The following is a 17,898-nucleotide window of genomic DNA, read 5'->3' as shown; positions in this document are numbered from 1 at the left end:
AACTCTGAAACCTGTTTATGGTGACAACATTGATCCGGAAGATCTGGTAGTTGAAGGTGGAGTTGTAGACAGCGAAGAAACAACAGAAGAGCCAGAAGAAACTGAAGCAGTAGAAGACGCTGAATAATTATTTGTAAAAACGAACCGTAACTGTAAAAATGCAGGACGGTTACAAAATCACATAACGTAACATAAATTGATATTCTCATAAGTATTGATTTATAAACAAAAGGAGAGGTACTCTGAAGGATAAAGATCCTGCTGAGTGCCTCTCCTTTTGGGGTAGAGTTAACTTTTGCTTCAATTATGAAAATCTTGCATGCGGGGAACGGGATCAGGAATGTTCAATCAGCTCATTTAAGGAATGGAACGAATATCCCATATCTTCCCACTTGTTCAAGAGTTCATCCAGAATCTGCGCGTTAGTAGAAGATGTGCTATGCAGCAGAACAATAGCACCGGGATGAATTCGTCTGGTCAGCTTTTCGATAGCCTCCTGCGGATCTGGCTGATTATCCTGATACCAGTCCACATAAGCAAGACTCCAGAAGAAGGTATGATATCCCATCTCTTTGGCCATAGACAGATTCAGGGTACTGTAAATTCCCTGCGGCGGCCGGTAGAATTTGGTCATTTCCTTACCGGTAATTTCTTTATAAATATCTTCTACACCAGACAGTTCTTTTTGAAAAGATTCCTGCGTGGAAATCTTTGACATATCAGGATGTGTCATCGTATGGTTTCCAACAATATGTCCTTCGGCTTCCATCCTTTTTATCAGCTCCTGATTTTCAGAAATAAAATTTCCCACAACGAAAAATGTAGCCGGGGCTTCATGTTTTTTTAATGCATCCAGGATGGCAGGGGTATTTCCGTTTTCATAGCCGGCATCAAAAGTAAGATAGATTTTCTTCTCCTCAGTGTTTTCGGCATAAAAGGCATTATACCGGGATAGCTCTTCAATCGTGGCATTTCCCACAGGACGTTTTCCTTCTTCCTGAAAGCTAAGCCCCCAGTTGGAACTTTGGGAGGAAGATGGGAGAGCGGATTGTTTTGCGATATGGTGAGAGACGATCTTTCCGGCAGCCGATCCAATGAGTGCAGACATAAAGAATAAAAGAAAAATCCTTATAGATCTGGCTGAGAAAAATTTGACTTGTGATATGTATTTGCGACGCATAGAGATGAGAACCTCAAAATGTGTGGTATTGCTTTAATATATGAGATAAAAAAGAAAGATAGAAGCGAAAGGCAGTAAGCAATGAGAACAGGTGAATAATTTGAATGTAGATATTTTAAGAAAATTATGCAAAAGAAAAGAGCCATCGATCTATTGCTTATCGTGGCTCCTGTTAAGATTCTGTATCCAAGGGATGATACCTCGCTTTCTATGAAATTATATGTAAAACTGAAATATTAAATGTTAAAACTTACTGTCCCATTGGTCTGTACCTTCCTTGTTAGTATGTCTGATTCGCTATATCAGATGTAAATAGGGTAAATCGTTAAGTTTTCATTGGACTATACCTTCTGTATGCTGTTAACTGTTACATTTTAAATAGGGTAAATCGTTAACGTTTCATCGGACTGTACCTTCCCTGTATTGATTGGTTGTTATTTAAAAAATTAAATTTCCATTGGACTGTACCTTCTTCATATGGAATAGTTAATGAGTTAAAATAAGGTAAATCGTTAGGTTTTCATTGGACTGTACCTTCCTTGTGTTTGATAGGAACTTATAAAACTTAATTGGATTTAAAACTTTAAGTTCTTGGTGGTCCGTACCTGCCTTTCATAAATTATGAATCATGAATTTGAAACTTAGCTATTCTGGTGGTCTGTACCTCACTTTCTTAAATTATAAAGAAGAAGTTATGTTTTCGGTGGTCTCACTCCTTTTCTTTTTTTATTTTCGTAATCCCTTTTGTTTTATGAACTTAATATAACAGATAAAAATTGAAATGTCAAGCATAAAAATAGAAAATTTATAAAAATATTTAAAAGATATAATTAAAATGATTTATACTGATGAAATATTCTGAAAATAATAATGAACTCAAAAAATAACCAGTGTTTTTTAACAGAATCAAGTAAGTCCCCTGATTCAATTGCGAATATCCGATTGAATATGTTTAAACAGCGCATACTAAGAATAACATTGGGTAAAAATATGTTTATGAAGCAAGTCAAACGGATACAGGCAAGTCCATATTTGCTGATTATTTCTATTTGCAGTCAGGGCAGTGGATTTACCTGATCCGGTTAAATATCAGAAGCAGGAGGTTCTAATATGTTACGTTATCTGCCTGTAAGAAGGGTTCACGCAAGACAAGTACTGGATTCGAGAGGAAATCCTACGGTAGAAGTCGAAGTTACAGTAGGAGAAGGTGTGATTGGAATCAATGGATATACAGGAAGGGCAATCGTCCCTTCCGGAGCATCTACCGGGAAGTTTGAGGCAGTAGAACTTCGTGACGGGGAGAAAGGATACTATACGGGACTTAGCGTTCGTAAGGCAGTAGAGAATGTAAATATAAAACTGGCAGAAGCCATTCTTGGGGAAAATGCCCTGAATCAGGCTTATATTGATAAGAAAATCATAGAGACAGACGGTACAGATAATAAAAGCAACGTCGGGGCGAATGCAGCACTTGGAGTCTCTATGGCAGTGGCAAGGGCAGCAGCAGCGGCGCTTCGTATTCCACTGTATCAATATCTGGGAGGATGCCACACCAGGCAGATGCCGGTACCGATGATGAATATCTTAAACGGGGGACGTCATGCGGATAACACCGTAGATCTGCAGGAATTTATGATCATGCCGGTCGGTGCGAAAGATATGGAAGAAGCCATTCGTATGTGCGCAGAAGTATATCAGTTTCTCAAAATCATTCTGAAACAGAAGAACCTGTCGACGGCAGTTGGAGACGAGGGCGGTTTCGCACCGGACCTTCCGGATTCAGAAAGCGTACTGGAACTGATCATAGAAGCGGTAAAAAAAGCAGGCTATGAACCGGAAAAAGACATCTGCATTGCGATTGATGCGGCGGCCAGTGAATTGTATGATGAAGAAAGAGGCATATATGTTTTTCCGGGTGAAGGACAGATGAAAGGAGAAGAAGTTCTCAGAGATTCCGGGGAGATGATAGAATATTATGAGAAACTGATCGAGAAATTTCCAATCGTTTCTATTGAAGATGGTCTGGAGGAAGATGACTGGGAAGGATGGAAACAGATGACAGAAAGGTTGGGAAATAGAATCCAGCTTGTCGGAGACGATCTGTTTGTGACTAATATTAAGCGTCTTTCCTGTGGAATCAAATTAGAAGCTGCCAATGCGATTCTGGTAAAAGTAAACCAGATAGGAACTCTTTCAGAAGCTTTGGATGCAGTGGAAATGGCTCAAAAAGCAGGATACAAAGCAGTAATTTCGCACCGTTCCGGAGAATCAGAAGATGCTTTTATTGCAGATCTGGCAGTTGCCACAGGAGCCGGACAAATCAAGACAGGAGCTCCCTGCCGTTCGGACAGAAACGCAAAATACAACCAGCTCCTGCGGATCCATGAGACGCTGGGAGAACTTGCAGTGTACGAAAATCCCTTTAAAAAGAGCGAAAAAAGCTGTTAAAAACTCGGAAATGTGGTTGAAATCCCTCTGCGGCTATGTTACAATGAAACTCAGTTGATTAGGAGGTGTAACGAAATGCATATTGTTAAGATCATTCTGAGTATCATTTTCATAATAGATTGCATCGCTCTTACAGTAGTAGTTCTTATGCAGGAAGGCAAGCAGCAGGGACTTGGTGCTATTGCCGGAGCAGCAGAGACTTACTGGGGTAAGAACAAGGGACGTTCCATGGAGGGCGGACTTGTAAGGGCAACCACTATTATGGGAATTTTATTTTTCGTAATATCTGTAGCATTAAATATGCTTGGTTAATTGAGTAAGAAACTGGAAACACTCTTGTCACGTACAAGGGTGTTTTTTGTGTCATTTGAATTGCATGAGTGTGTTATACTTCCTGGGTTGTTAATTGAGTATTGGTCAGTACACTGGTAATATTTGTTTATAATGAAATAAAAGGAGAAAGATGAGTAGAAAAGATATAGAACGCAGAAAGAAGTTTGTCCTTGAACTGATGGGAGATCCCATTTATCAGCCAATGAGATTTCGTGAGATTTCTTCTCTTCTGAGACTTTCAAAAGAGGAGAAAAAAGATCTGTACGATGTTCTGGATGAGCTTTGTGACGAAGGTAAGGTGTCTGTAGACCACAAAGGCAGATACGAGAAGGTCAAAGGAAAGTGGAAGAAGAAAAAAGATGACCGCCACTATGATGACCGAAAAGATGAGTATGAAGCAGATTTCGGAAAAAAGAAGAAAGATAAGAAGAATAAAGATAAAAACGATAAAGACAGTAAAGATAAGAAAAAAGACAGGGATAAAGAGTGGAATCGGGAGAAGGATCGCCGGAAGAATCGGGGACGGGATTTTCGGGATGAAAGAGAAGGATATCGTGAAGAAGATCTGGAAGGAACTCCGGCAGAAGGAACTTTTATCGGACATCCGAAAGGCTTTGGCTTTGTAGAGATTGAGGGACAGGACGAAGATATTTTTATCCCGGAAGCCTACACAGGAACCGCTATGCATCAGGATAAGGTAAGGATCATCATCCTTGACGGACAGAAAGAAGGCAAACGTCAGGAAGGTGTTGTTGTGAAAGTGCTGGAACGAGGCATGCCGGAGATTGTGGGAACTTATCAGCTGAACCGCGACTTTGGGTTTGTGATCAGTGACAATCCGAAATTTTCCAAAGACATTTTTATTCCGCGAAAAGAAGCTGCGGGAGTTAAAAATGGGGATAAAGTAATCGCAACGATCACAGATTATGGTTCAAAAAATAAGAACCCGGAAGGCAAGATCAAAGAAAATCTGGGAAATATCCGTACACCGGGTACAGATATTCTGGCAATCGTCAAGAGCTTCGGAATTCCAAGTGAATTTCCGGAGAAAGTACAGAAGCAGGCACAGAGAGTTCCGGATCACGTACTGGATGCTGACAGAGATGGAAGACTGGACCTGAGACATCTGCAGACTGTTACTATTGACGGTGAAGATGCCAAGGATCTGGATGATGCCATCTCTCTGTCAAAAGAGGGAGGTATTTATCATCTTGGTGTTCATATTGCAGACGTAAGTAACTATGTTCAGTACAACAGTGCATTGGACAGAGAAGCACTGAAACGGGGAACCAGTGTTTATCTGGCAGACCGCGTTGTGCCAATGCTGCCGGAACGCCTTTCCAATGGAATCTGTTCCCTGAACCAGGGACAGGACAGACTGGCATTAAGCTGTTTGATGGACATTAATGAAAAAGGTAAGGTAGTTTCTCATCAGATTGCGGAGACAGTGATTAACGTAGATGAGAGAATGTGCTATACAGATGTAAAGAACATTCTTGAAGATGCGGACGAGGATGCGAAGAAGAGATATGAAGCACTGATTCCGATGTTCTTTATGATGAAAGAATTGTCTGAGATCATCCGAAGCAGCCGACACCACAGAGGCTCCATTGATTTTGATTTTCCGGAAAGCAAGATCATTCTCAATGCTGCAGGAAAAGCCATTGATGTAAAACCATACGAGGCAAATGTGGCAACGAAGATTATTGAGGATTTCATGCTGATGGCAAATGAGACAGTGGCACAGGAATACTGCACAGAGGAGATTCCATTTGTATACAGAACTCATGATAATCCGGATCCGGAGAAAGTAGAGAGTCTTCTGACACTTCTTCATAATCAGGGAGTGAAGATTCAGAAAGCAAAGGAAGAGATCACACCAAAGGAAATCCAGCAGATCGTTGAGAGTATCGAGGGACTTCCAAATGAAGCAATGATTAGCCGCCTGGTGCTTCGCTCTATGAAACAGGCGAAATATACAACAGAATGCAGCGGACATTTCGGACTGGCAGCGAAATATTATTGTCACTTTACATCACCAATCAGACGTTATCCGGATTTACAGATCCACAGAATCATCAAAGATAACTTAAGAGGCCGCCTGATGCGTGAAGGCAGAACCGAACATTACAAAGAGATTCTGGATGAGGTTGCAAGACAGTCCAGTGTATGTGAAAGACGTGCAGATGAGGCAGAGCGTGAATCAGACAAGCTGAAGAAAGCAGAGTATATGTCTTATCATCTTGGGGAAGAATTCGAAGGAATCATCTCCGGCGTTACAGGATGGGGACTTTACGTGGAGCTTCCGAATACGGTAGAGGGTCTGGTACATGTCAATACACTGCGTGATGATTATTATGTGTTTGATCAGGAAACTTATGAACTTCGTGGCGAAATGACAAAGAAGGTTTACAAGCTTGGAGATAAAGTATGTGTTCGCGTGGCAGATGCAGACAAAATGCTGAAAACAGTGGATTTTGAGCTGGTTTCTGACATATGGGATACAGATGATGAAATTGAGGAATAAAGAGGCTATTTGATATTTATATACTACTCAATGTAAAAAATGCAGCGCGAGCCAGACAAAATGAAATCACAGTAAAGTTCCTGTCTGGAAGTTTTTATATAAATATGTTATAACTGAATAAAAATGGCTTGGAGGATATTATGGCAAAGAAAAAAGGAATGAAGCTGATTGCCAATAATAAAAAGGCATTTCATGATTATTTTATAGAAGATACTTATGAAGCAGGTATTGCCCTTGCAGGAACAGAGGTAAAATCTCTGCGTATGGGCAAATGCAGTATCAAAGAGTCTTTTATCCGCGTGGAGAACGGAGAAGTTTACATTTACGGAATGCACATCAGTCCTTATGAAAAAGGCAATATTTTTAATAAGGATCCGCTGAGAATCCGTAAGCTCCTGCTTCACAGATATGAAATCAATAAGATAGAAGCAAAACTGAAAGAAAAAGGTCTGACTCTTGTACCGCTGAAAGTTTACTTCAAAGACAGCCTGGTAAAAGTAGAAATCGGTATGGCACGAGGTAAGAAGCTCTACGACAAGAGACAGGACATTGCGAAGAAAGACCAGAGAAGAGAAGCAGAGCGAGACTTTAAAGTCAAGAATCTGTACTGACAAGTAAATATATAATCCCGCACATCGTTTTAGTGCAATTGATATATTTATTTACGAAACGATATACCAAAAGATAGCAGGAAACGCCAGAATAATATAATGGCATTTCCTGCTGATTTTATATTTGGCATAAATAACAGATTATAAAAAGATGTGCTAATTACAAGAAATGATTCTTTTTATGGCATAATAGATGAAAAAGAGAAAATACGAAATCCGAAAGTCTAAAAAATGTATGAAATCCGAATGCGTTTGGTTGACAAGTTTTCGATACTCTGCAATAATAGGAAATTGAAAAAATGAAAATGTTAAAAGAAAAAAGATATTCCGGATATAGGAGGGAATATATATGAAGAAACGTTATTTAATACTGGCAGGTCTGTTGGTAATGACAGTAGCCGCTGCCGGATGTGGTAAGAAACAGACGACAGAGACAGAGCCTGTACAGGCAACTGCTACGCCAACTCCTGAGGTTACCAAGGCAGTTGACATGGTAGATATGCAGCAGACATCAGATGATGATATAAAGAATGTGATGGGAGAGAAAACTGCAACAGCATCCAAGGTGGTATTTGTAAATAATACAGGTGATGACATTCAGGCACTTTATATCCGTACACATGTAAGCGACGAAGACAGCTCCGATGAGGATGAAGAAGATGATGGATGGGGAGAAGACCTTATCAATGATATGTTTACACTGAAGGATAAGGATAAAGCCCTGTATTATATGCCATCAGATACACAGACAACTGCAAACAAGAGCACAGCATCTTATGATATCCGCATCACCTATACAGATGAAGAGAAGAATGAATGCTTCTTCCGCGACATTCCGCTGAAAACTATTTCACAGATTACATTATGCATGGATGGAACAGGTGATGACTCGATTCCGTATGCGAAATATCTGACAGGTACAACTAAGAAAGAGATATCTACCCTTGCTGATGTAAAGAAACGTCTGGGAATGACAGATGACAGTGATTCTGATTCTACAGATAGCAGCAATACTACAGATTCAACAGATAATTCTGATTCAACAGATAACAATAACAACAGCGATGACCAGAATAATAATGGAGATAACGGAAACGGCGGCGGTACAGATAATTCCGGAGATAACGGAAATGGTGGTTCAGACGATGATCCGGGAGATAACGGAAACGGCGGTGGCGATGATGATCCGGGAAACAGCGGAGATATGATTTCTAAAGCGGAGCAGTACATCGGACAGCCACTGGATGCGCTGGAGGGTGCATGTGGATCACCACAGGGCAGCAGCTATGAGGATGACCCGGAGACTGGCAAGACCGGATTCCACTATTACAGCAATTTTACAGTTTCTACTACTGTTGATGAAAATGGTAATGAAATTGTTGCCGGAATATGGTAAAATAAAGATACGAATATAGCAGAAGATGGAACATGATATCTGGCTTGTTAAACAGGCAGCATATCGCAAATTCTGTTATCTGCGATAAAATTAATTTCAGGAGACAGTTAATTATGAAGCGTGTATTATTAAAATTAAGCGGTGAAGCCCTTGCCGGTGAGAAGAAGACCGGATTTGATGAGGCAACTGTTATCGAAGTTGCGAAACAGATCAAGACGATCGCTGCGGAAGGTCTGCAGATTGGTATCGTAATCGGCGGAGGTAATTTCTGGAGAGGACGTACCAGCGAGACGATCGACAGAAATAAAGCTGACCAGATCGGTATGCTTGCAACAGTTATGAACTGTATCTACGTATCTGATATCTGCAGATATCTCGGATTAAAGACGGAGATTTTCACACCGTTCGTATGCGGCGCATTCACAAGCCTTTATTCCAAAGACGCAGTGGAAGAGAGCTTCGCACAGGGCAAGATCGTATTTTTTGCAGGCGGTACAGGACATCCGTACTTCTCCACAGACACAGCAACCGTACTTCGTGCAGTAGAGATCGAGGCAGAAGCGATTCTTCTTGCGAAAGCTGTTGACGGAATCTATGACAGCGATCCGAAGACAAACCCGAATGCAGCGAAATATGATGAGATTTCCATCGAAGAAGTAGTTGCGAAGAAACTGGCAGCAATGGACCTGACTGCATCTATCATGTGTATGGAACAGAAGATGCCGATGCTGGTATTTGCACTGGATGAGAAAGACAGCATTATCAATGCCGTTCATGGCAAATTCGTCGGAACAAAAGTTACTGTATAATAATAAAATCTATAAAAGAGGGAGACTAACCTAATGGATGAAAGAATTCAGAAATATGAAGAGAAAATGAAAAAAACACTGGTAAGCCTTGAGGGTGAACTTGCTACGATCCGTGCAGGACGTGCAAATCCGCATATCCTTGACAAACTTACAGTAGATTATTACGGAGCTCCGACACCATTACAGCAGGTGGCAAACATCACTGTTCCGGAAGCCCGTATGATTCAGATCCAGCCATGGGAATCCAGCCTGATCAAAGGAATCGAGAAAGCAATCCTTACTTCTGACCTTGGATTAAATCCAAGCAACGACGGTAAAGTAATCCGCCTTGTATTCCCGGAACTTACTGAGGAACGTCGTAAAGAGCTTGTAAAAGATGTTAAGAAAAAAGGTGAAGGTGCCAAAGTTGCAGTCCGTAACATCCGTCGTGATGCAAACGATGCATATAAGAAACTTGCAAAACAGGATGTGTCCGAGGATGAGATCAAAGAGCTTGAGGATAAGATCCAGAAGAGCACAGACAAATATATTAAAGAAGTTGATGCGGCAGTGGATGCAAAGAGCAAAGAGATCATGACCGTATAAGGGAAACGAAAAAGAGAGCTCCATGATGCGGGCTCTCTTGTTGTTTTTGTCAACTTGATATCAGAGATTGTCCCGCAGCCAGGCTGTTTTTGCAGTCTCACTTTCTTAAAGTCAGTGCAGAATGTGTGACTCTGGTATCATAAAATATAACAGAACAGGAAAAGGAAACAAAAAGTATGAATGTACCAAATCATATCGCTATTATTCTGGATGGCAACGGACGCTGGGCGAAAGCCAAGGGAATGCCGAGAAGCTATGGCCATGTGAAGGGCTGTGCCAATCTGGAGACAGTCTGCGATTACATGAAAGAACTGGGAGTCAAATACGTGACAGTATATGCGTTTTCCACAGAGAACTGGAAGCGTTCCAAAGAAGAAGTGGATGGCCTGATGAAGCTGTTTCGCAGCTATCTGAAGAAATGTATCAAACTGGCTGACAAGAATAAGATGAGAGTCCGCGTGATCGGAGAAATCTCCGCATTTGACCAGAATATCCAGGACAGCATCGTGCATCTGGAGGAGTATTCCCAGAAATATGATGAGATTTATTTCCAGATCGCATTAAATTACGGAAGCCGCGATGAGATCGTCCGGGGTATCCGCAAACTGGCACAGGATGCAGTGGACGGTAAAGTAAAGCCGGAGGAGATCGACGAGCATGTATTTGACAATTATCTGGATACCGCAGGAATCCCGGACCCTGATCTGATGATCCGTACGAGCGGAGAATTACGTCTTTCTAATTTCCTGTTATGGCAGATGGCTTATACGGAATTCTATTTCACAGATGTGGCATGGCCGGATTTCAATAAAGCAGAACTGGTAAAAGCCATCGAGAAATATAATCAAAGAGACAGAAGATACGGGGGAGTAAAGGAGGAATAAAGGATGTTTAAGACAAGACTCTTAAGCGGAATCCTGCTCGTGATCATTGCGCTTGCTACCATCATAAGCGGCGGCTATGTGCTGTTTTTCACACTTCTTGCTGTTTCTCTCATCGGAATGAGAGAGTTATATAAGGTAATGAAGGTGCAGGATGAGAAGCTGAATCTGCTGACGGCAGCAGGATATACAGGTGCAGTACTTTATTATCTGGCTGTACTGCTTGACTTTGAAAGATATGGTGTTCTGGCAATTATTTTTGGGCTGGTACTGATCATGTTTGTCTATGTATTCACATATCCGGCTTATCAGGCAGCTCAGGTGATGCCGGCGCTGTTTGGAATTGTTTATGTAGCAGTGATGCTGTCATTTATTTACCTTACCAGATGCCTTCCGGGCGGAAAGTTCCATGTATGGCTGATTTTCCTGTGTTCCTGGGGCTGTGATACCTGTGCTTACTGCGTGGGAATGCTGATTGGCAAGCATAAGATGGCACCAATCTTAAGCCCGAAGAAATCAGTGGAAGGTGCAGTCGGCGGTGTAGTCGGAGCTGCACTTCTGGGCGTGATCTATGCAGCGGCAACGCAGGGACCGATGCTGGAATATGCAGTGATCTGTGCAGTCGGAGCACTCATCTCCATGGTAGGTGATCTGGCAGCTTCTGCAATCAAAAGAAACCAGGGAATCAAGGACTATGGAAAACTAATCCCAGGTCATGGCGGAATCCTCGACAGATTTGACAGCGTGATCTTCACCGCACCGGTAATCTATTTTCTTTCTATTGTTATGATTGAGATATGATTGGATTTGGGATAATTGTTAACTGACAGTAAGAAAAAGAGGTATATATGAAAAAAGTAGCAATATTAGGTTCCACTGGCTCAATCGGAACACAGACGTTGGATGTGGTACGTGCAAACGCAGACCTGGAAGTAGTCGGCCTTGCGGCAGGAAGCAATGTGGAAATGCTGGAGAAACAGATTCGTGAATTTCACCCGAAACTGGTAGCGGTCTGGAAAGAAGAAGCAGCCAGAGATCTGGCGGTGAGAGTACAGGATCTGGATGTAAAGATCGTAAGCCAGATGGGCGGTCTGATCGAACTTGCGAGAATGCAGGAATCGGATATTCTGGTCACAGCTATCGTGGGAATGATCGGAATCAGACCTACCATGGAAGCAATCCTTGCAGGCAAGGACATTGCACTGGCAAATAAAGAAACACTGGTGACAGCAGGTCATCTGATCATGCCGCTGGCGAAACAGTTCGGTGTACAGATTCTGCCGGTAGACAGCGAGCACAGCGCAATTTTCCAGGCGCTTCACGGAGAGAAGAGAGAGCAGATACATAAACTGCTGATCACTGCCTCCGGCGGTCCTTTCCGTGGAAAGAAAACAGCTGACCTTGAGAAAGTAACTCTGGAAGATACCCTGAAGCATCCAAACTGGGTAATGGGACAGAAGATTACAGTCGATTCTGCTACATTGGTAAATAAAGGTCTGGAGGTTATGGAAGCGAGATGGCTTTTTGATGTAGATCTGGATCATATTCAGGTAGTGGTTCAGCCACAGAGCATCATTCACTCTATGGTGGAATTTGAGGACGGTGCAGTGATCGCACAGCTTGGAACACCTGATATGAGACTCCCGATCCAGTATGCATTATGCTATCCGGACCGGAGATTCTTAAAAGGCGACAGACTTGACTTCCATATGCTGAAACAGATTACCTTTGAAGAACCCGACAGAGAGACATTTAAGGGACTCCCGATGGCTATCGAAGCGGCACAGACAGGTGGCAGTATGCCGACCGTCTTTAATGCGGCAAACGAGCTGGCGGTGCGTAAATTCCTCCAGAAAAAGATAAGTTTTCTGGATATTTATGAGATTATCGGGCAGTCTATGAGCAGACATACGGCAGTTGCCGATCCGGATCTGGATCAGATTCTGGAAATCGAGAAAGAAACTTATCAATGGATCGAAAGCAGGTGGTAGATTGAAAATTATTATTGCAATCCTCATATTCAGTGCAATCATTCTCTTCCATGAACTGGGACATTTTCTCTTTGCAAAGCTGAATAAGATCGTAGTTACAGAGTTCTCCCTTGGAATGGGACCGAGACTGCTGAGTACGGAGAAAAACGGTACCAGATATTCGCTGAAACTTCTTCCTATCGGCGGTTCCTGTGCCATGCTGGGAGAGGATACGGATATAGAGAATGAGCCGGGAACTTTTAACAGTGCATCGGTGTGGGGCAGGATCTCAGTGGTTGCTGCCGGACCGGTCTTTAACTTTATCATGGCATTTGTACTGTCTGTGATCATTGTAGGAGCTGTGGGATATGAGCCGTCCAGAGTGCTTTCCGTAACGGAAGGATCTGCCGCTGAGAAAGCCGGACTGAAGGAAGGCGACATAATCACCAGCTATCAGGGATATCACATTGACCTGGGAAAAGATCTCTATGTGTATTCCTATCTGAATGAACTGAAAGAGGGAGACACCATCAATCTGACTGTTAAGCGTGACGGAAAGAAGATGGATATTTCCTATAAATCGGATACAAATGTGAGATATCTTCTGGGCTGCAACTTCAATGGTGACGATGCTTCTGTCATGACAGTGGAATCCGTGATGGACGGAATGCCATTACAGGCAGCAGGTGTTCAGGCCGGAGATGTGATCACTTCGATCAATGGAACAGAGATCTCCAATTCAGAAGACTATCAGAAATATATACAGGAGAATCCTCTGACAGGAGCTCCGGTAGAATTAACTTATAAACGAGATGGAAAGACATACGATATCACGGTTACTCCAAAAGAGTACCGCACGGCAGAATCAGGATTTACGTATAACGTATATTGCGAGAAAGCCAAAGGTCTGGATGTGATCAGATACGGCGCAGTAGAAGTAAAATACATGGTCCGCACAACGATCCTCAGCCTGAAAGAACTGGTTACAGGCAAACTTGGGATGAAAGACTTAAGCGGTCCGGTCGGTGTGGTCGATGCGATTGGAACGACCTATGAGGAAAGCAAAAGCGAGGGAACAATGATCCTGTGGATGAATATGCTCAATATGGCAGTCCTTCTCTCTGCAAACCTCGGCGTAATGAACCTCCTGCCTCTTCCGGCACTGGACGGAGGACGTCTGGTATTTCTTATTATCGAAGCAATACGCAGAAAACCGATCAACAGAAAAGTGGAAGGTTCCATACACTTCGCCGGGCTGATGCTTCTGATGGCATTGATGGTATTTGTCATGTATAATGACATTGTGAAGCTTATTTAAACTGCGGGGCAGTTATTTGGTATAGAATACTGCTGTACAGGACTTAAAAATGACAGATTTTCAAAAAAATGAAACTCTGTCATTTTTTTACGTTAATTTGTGAAAGAAACAGGCCTGAATATATAGATTTTTTGCGCTGCTTTTGCTATATTAGAGATATTCTGATGTTTGTCTGGCGTCTGCTTTTTACCGGATAGTATTGTATTCAGTTGACGATGCTGCCGCATCGCCTCATTCAAATGCTCCGCCGATAAAAAATTATTCTGTGGAGTTTTGCCAGATATTAAGTTGGAATAAGGATCAGGATAGTGTGTGTGAAAGTAACAAAATGGAAAAATGTGAGGTGCAAAAAGAAGGCAACAAGGAAGAAAAAGAAAAATGAAACAACAGCATATGTAAAGGCAGTTCTCATCTTTATATGTGCAGTAGGTGTAAGTCTGGTCATATTTTTGCTGGGCGTACAGAGCTCTATTGAGAAGAGGTCACAGAAAACAATTGTGACAAATGTTTCAAGACAAAGTGAACACGTAAAATCTATTCTGGACATTCATTACGGATATCTGAATGGCATTGCAAAAGAGATAGGAAAGTCTGACGATCTGCTGTCGGATGCAAATATGGAGATGCTAGATGCTCTTGCTGAAAAGACGGCATTGGAGCGGACGGCGCTGGTAGAACCGGATGGAACTGCCCACTATGATAACGGGGTGACGAAAAATGTATCTGCCAGAAGATATTTCAAAGAGGCAATCAGGGGAAAAGAAACGCTGAGTGATCCTCTGGAGAGCAGTGTAGATCAGGAAACCAGAGTGGTTCTGGGCGTACCGGTATGGAAAGATGAAGAGGTAATCGGAATCCTTTGCGGTTCCTACAATGTAACTTCATTAAGCCGTATGCTCTTTAATGATTTCTTTGAAGATGTCGGATATACACTGATAACTAACGGTTATGGTGAGATCATTGCTTATGACGGAGATTCTACCTATCACAAGATTACATATGGAGATAATTTTTTCGGATTTTATGATAATCAGACAATGCTTGGCGGGTCCTCTCTTGGGAAGGTAAAGAAGGATTTTACAACGGGTACAGATGGTCTGATGATAATGCGAAACGGAAATGACCGCAGTTCAGACCGTTACCTGGCCTATACCAGTATGGGACTGAATGACTGGATGATCTGTTATGTAATTCCGGTTTCAAAAGCGCAGAAGTCCTACGATTTCATTCGATGGTATGAACTGATATTTACCGTAGGATTTGTCATCATGGTATGTCTGCTGATTCTGTATATTTTTCATAAAACAAAAGCCAGAAATATGCAGCTTCTTCGTGCGGCAGAGACGGATGCGCTGACAAATGCCTACAATAAGAGAAGCACAGAAGAGAAAATCAATGATGTGCTGCAGGAACATCCACAGGAACCGGGAACCTTTGTGATCATGGATGTGGACTGTTTCAAGTATGTCAATGACAGATATGGACACGCCGTAGGAGATAAAGTCCTCCAGCAGTTTGGACAGATTCTTCAGGCACATTTCCGCGAGGGCGACATCATAGGCCGTATCGGCGGAGATGAGTTCGTAGTATTTATGCGGAAAACAGAGAATAAGGAAGGCGCTGTTGCAAGAATCGAGAGTCTGCTTCGGAAAATGGAGAATCTTCCTTTCGCAGAAATGAACGGAGAGAATGTGACCATCAGTGTCGGAATTTCTTTTGCCCCGGAACAAGGAACGGGATATCTTGACCTGTATAAGAATGCTGACATCGCACTGTACAAAACCAAACAGAGCGGAAGAGACGGATTTAATGTCTATCAGGAAGAGACAAGAGAAGAACAGAAATAATGTCAGGAAAGGATATAGAAGAAACGAAAGAAAAATGGACGAAAATACAGTATTACCGCTGATAAATTCAACATTTGAGCCGGGACATGCATTAGAAAAAGTGGAGAGCTTCAAGGATAAAAAGATGGCACACATCCCATCAGCATGATTTACCTGTACTGCATGGTTGCCATGTGTGAGATCAGTCTGAAACACCAGAAAGAAGCCCAGGAAGCCCTGCTCACTGCATGGCATATGGCAGCGAAGGATGAACTTCTGGAGCCTTTTATCGAACTTCATGGACTGCTTCAGGGTATTCTGGAATCCACTGTGAGAAAAGAAAACCCTGGGCTCTATAAGCAACTGTCAGAAGCAGTCATCGCATTCTGCCGCGGCTGGATGGCAGTCCACAACCCCGGCTCAGACAGAAGCGTCACAGATGCCCTGACAACCATGGAATTCTCCATTGCCATGCTCGCCTGCCGCAACTGGAGCAACCAGGAAATCGCCGACCACCTCGGAATCTCCCTAAACACCGTCAAACATTACCTGACGGATATCTTTGATAAGCTGCATGTGAGGAAGAGGGATGAGTTGAGGGATTTTGTGTTGAAGTGAAGAAAAATAAAGAAGAAAAAATGCGCATTGGCTTTTGGACTGGTGCGTATTTTTGGAAAGCGGAACTATATACAAATCTGACAAAACTAATTGTAAAGATAGCGGATCATATCTTCGAAAAAGAAGAGGATATCCGGAAAGGAATAGGTGATGTTATGGGAGGAAAAGTTCTGGAACTGGAATCAGAAAGGCTTAAGGCGGAAGGAGAAGCTCGTTTAGGAACTCTGATTAATCGGCTGATTCAGGATCAAAGAACGGAAGAAATCCAGATTGTATCGACAGATCCTGAAAAACGTGAGCAGTTATATAAGGAATATGGAATTTAAACGAAAGAGAAATGTAGATTTACAGAAATGCTTAAAAAATGTGATAAGAAAAAGATTGCTGAATATGTGAAATAAAAACTATGCGCACTGGTTGTCTGGTGCGCATAATTTTATAAACTACATATTAAATAAATCACTATGTGTGCCAGTGCGTGATAAAGTGAGAACAAGAATATCATTTTCGATTCGGTATACAAGAAGCCAGTCTGGCTGGATGTGGCATTCTCTGTGCCCGATCCAGTCACCAGATAAAGGATGGTCTTTATGTCTGGCACCTAAAGGTTCACCATTTGCAAGTTTTGTAATGATGTCTTTCAGTAAGGTGATATTCATACCACGTCGTTTGGCAAGCTTATAGTCTTTCTTAAACTGCGTAGTGTTTCTGATTTCGTATCTGGTTATTTTTCAAGGTCTGCAAAAAAATCATCAACATTATGATAGCCTTTAATAGATGGATCCTTTGCAATTCTTTCTGCCTCAAGCATTGCCGAGACGGTTTCTTTGTTTGGCGTCCCTTCTGTGATTTTGAAAGGGATTCCTCTTTCGCGTAAAGACTGACGTACAAAAATATTGAAGGCTGTGCTGAGATTCATGCCAAGTTCCTCGTAAAGAGCCTCTGCTGCTGCTTTGAGATCACTGTCCATACGGATACTGATATTGCTAGTTGTTGTTTTTGCCATAGTATCACTTCCTTATTTGTTTTGATATAACTATTATATGTATAATGCACGAAAATATCAATATAATGCACGAAAATAAACAATATTCGTGTAAAAAATTCCACAGAGAAATTTATTATATTTAGTAGAAAGAAAAGCGGAAGAAAAATGGGGAAAAGGAATTGTAGAGCAGTTAAGTCTCGATTTACAAAATGAATTTCCTGATGAAAAAGGTTTTTCAGCAAGAAATCTTTGGAATATGAAAAAATGGTACTTGTTTTATTCATCAAGCGATATCTTTTCAGAAATGGCTCATACGATTGAATGACCGCGCGTCGCATTCTCGTTACTTCAGTGATGAGTTAGACGCGCAATTTTTTTGTTAAAAAAAGAACGTATGTTTACAGAATA

18 protein-coding genes are annotated in these 17,898 nt (G+C 42.0%); 15 read left to right on the top strand and 3 right to left on the bottom strand.

Translation table 11 applies throughout. From position 1 onward, the window contains the following. Positions 1-334 precede the first annotated feature (334 nt). The gene (locus WKT11_RS19085) at positions 335-1,180 is read right to left on the bottom strand and encodes a delta-lactam-biosynthetic de-N-acetylase (protein ID WP_117677622.1); all 846 of its coding nucleotides are present in this window, start codon (positions 1,178-1,180) and stop codon (positions 335-337) included. 1,110 nt (positions 1,181-2,290) lie between these two features. On the opposite strand from WKT11_RS19085, the gene eno reads away from it, so the two are divergent. The 14 genes from eno (at position 2,291) to WKT11_RS19015 (ending at position 16,828) form a co-directional block, all read left to right on the top strand. Next, on the top strand, positions 2,291-3,628 hold the full coding sequence (gene eno / locus WKT11_RS19080) for a phosphopyruvate hydratase (RefSeq protein WP_117677621.1): 1,338 nt from the start codon (positions 2,291-2,293) through the stop codon (positions 3,626-3,628). A 75-nt stretch (positions 3,629-3,703) separates the two neighbouring features. Beyond that, entirely contained in the window at positions 3,704-3,940 is a 237-nt protein-coding gene (gene secG / locus WKT11_RS19075) for a preprotein translocase subunit SecG (RefSeq protein WP_117677620.1), read from the top strand. A gap of 151 nt (positions 3,941-4,091) precedes the next feature. Beyond that, positions 4,092-6,488, top strand: coding sequence for a ribonuclease R (gene rnr, locus WKT11_RS19070; protein ID WP_117846289.1), 2,397 nt, complete (start codon positions 4,092-4,094; stop codon positions 6,486-6,488). A 140-nt stretch (positions 6,489-6,628) separates the two neighbouring features. After that, positions 6,629-7,099, top strand: a complete 471-nt coding sequence (gene smpB / locus WKT11_RS19065) for an SsrA-binding protein SmpB (protein ID WP_025580321.1) — start codon at positions 6,629-6,631, stop codon at positions 7,097-7,099. Between the two features lie 349 nt (positions 7,100-7,448). Next, positions 7,449-8,495 (top strand): hypothetical protein, encoded by a 1,047-nt coding sequence (locus WKT11_RS19060; protein ID WP_117677618.1) that lies wholly within the window; start codon positions 7,449-7,451, stop codon positions 8,493-8,495. A gap of 113 nt (positions 8,496-8,608) precedes the next feature. Next, a complete protein-coding gene (gene pyrH, locus WKT11_RS19055) occupies positions 8,609-9,304 on the top strand; it encodes a UMP kinase (protein WP_117846290.1) in 696 nt (231 codons plus the stop codon). Between the two features lie 33 nt (positions 9,305-9,337). Further along, positions 9,338-9,889 (top strand): ribosome recycling factor, encoded by a 552-nt coding sequence (frr, locus tag WKT11_RS19050; protein WP_117677616.1) that lies wholly within the window; start codon positions 9,338-9,340, stop codon positions 9,887-9,889. A 146-nt stretch (positions 9,890-10,035) separates the two neighbouring features. Beyond that, positions 10,036-10,773, top strand: coding sequence for an isoprenyl transferase (locus WKT11_RS19045; protein ID WP_117677615.1), 738 nt, complete (start codon positions 10,036-10,038; stop codon positions 10,771-10,773). 3 nt (positions 10,774-10,776) lie between these two features. Continuing rightward, a complete protein-coding gene (locus WKT11_RS19040; protein ID WP_117677614.1) occupies positions 10,777-11,571 on the top strand; it encodes a phosphatidate cytidylyltransferase in 795 nt (264 codons plus the stop codon). A 47-nt stretch (positions 11,572-11,618) separates the two neighbouring features. Further along, a complete protein-coding gene (dxr, locus tag WKT11_RS19035) occupies positions 11,619-12,761 on the top strand; it encodes a 1-deoxy-D-xylulose-5-phosphate reductoisomerase (RefSeq protein WP_117846291.1) in 1,143 nt (380 codons plus the stop codon). A gap of 1 nt (position 12,762) precedes the next feature. Continuing rightward, complete coding sequence (gene rseP / locus WKT11_RS19030; protein WP_117846292.1) at positions 12,763-14,058, top strand: RIP metalloprotease RseP; 1,296 nt, start codon at positions 12,763-12,765, stop codon at positions 14,056-14,058. A 314-nt stretch (positions 14,059-14,372) separates the two neighbouring features. Beyond that, positions 14,373-15,905 carry a sensor domain-containing diguanylate cyclase gene (locus tag WKT11_RS19025; RefSeq protein ID WP_147348311.1) on the top strand — a complete coding sequence of 511 codons (1,533 nt, stop codon included), beginning with the start codon at positions 14,373-14,375 and terminating at the stop codon, positions 15,903-15,905. Between the two features lie 144 nt (positions 15,906-16,049). After that, a complete protein-coding gene (locus WKT11_RS19020; RefSeq protein WP_117677609.1) occupies positions 16,050-16,502 on the top strand; it encodes a helix-turn-helix domain-containing protein in 453 nt (150 codons plus the stop codon). After that, entirely contained in the window at positions 16,499-16,828 is a 330-nt protein-coding gene (locus tag WKT11_RS19015; RefSeq protein ID WP_117677608.1) for a hypothetical protein, read from the top strand. The genes WKT11_RS19020 and WKT11_RS19015 overlap by 4 nt, the downstream gene beginning before the upstream one ends. Positions 16,829-16,945: 117 nt before the next feature. Here the strand turns inward: WKT11_RS19015 and WKT11_RS19010 are convergent, their stop codons facing one another. Beyond that, a complete protein-coding gene (locus WKT11_RS19010; protein WP_117677607.1) occupies positions 16,946-17,230 on the bottom strand; it encodes a type II toxin-antitoxin system YafQ family toxin in 285 nt (94 codons plus the stop codon). After that, on the bottom strand, positions 17,227-17,508 hold the full coding sequence (locus WKT11_RS19005) for a type II toxin-antitoxin system RelB/DinJ family antitoxin (RefSeq protein WP_117677606.1): 282 nt from the start codon (positions 17,506-17,508) through the stop codon (positions 17,227-17,229). Before WKT11_RS19005 ends, WKT11_RS19010 begins: the two co-directional genes overlap by 4 nt. Positions 17,509-17,605: 97 nt before the next feature. On the opposite strand from WKT11_RS19005, the gene WKT11_RS19000 reads away from it, so the two are divergent. Further along, positions 17,606-17,815: a DUF1016 N-terminal domain-containing protein gene (locus tag WKT11_RS19000; protein WP_278278046.1), complete on the top strand. Its 210-nt coding sequence runs from the start codon at positions 17,606-17,608 to the stop codon at positions 17,813-17,815. The last annotated feature ends 83 nt before the right edge of the window (positions 17,816-17,898 follow it).

It is taken from the genome of Blautia sp. HCN-1074, from assembly GCF_037890165.1.
Lineage (GTDB): Bacteria > Bacillota > Clostridia > Lachnospirales > Lachnospiraceae > Blautia_A.
The sequence above is the reverse complement of the archived record's forward strand: the minus strand, read 5'-3'. Positions and strand labels throughout refer to the sequence as shown.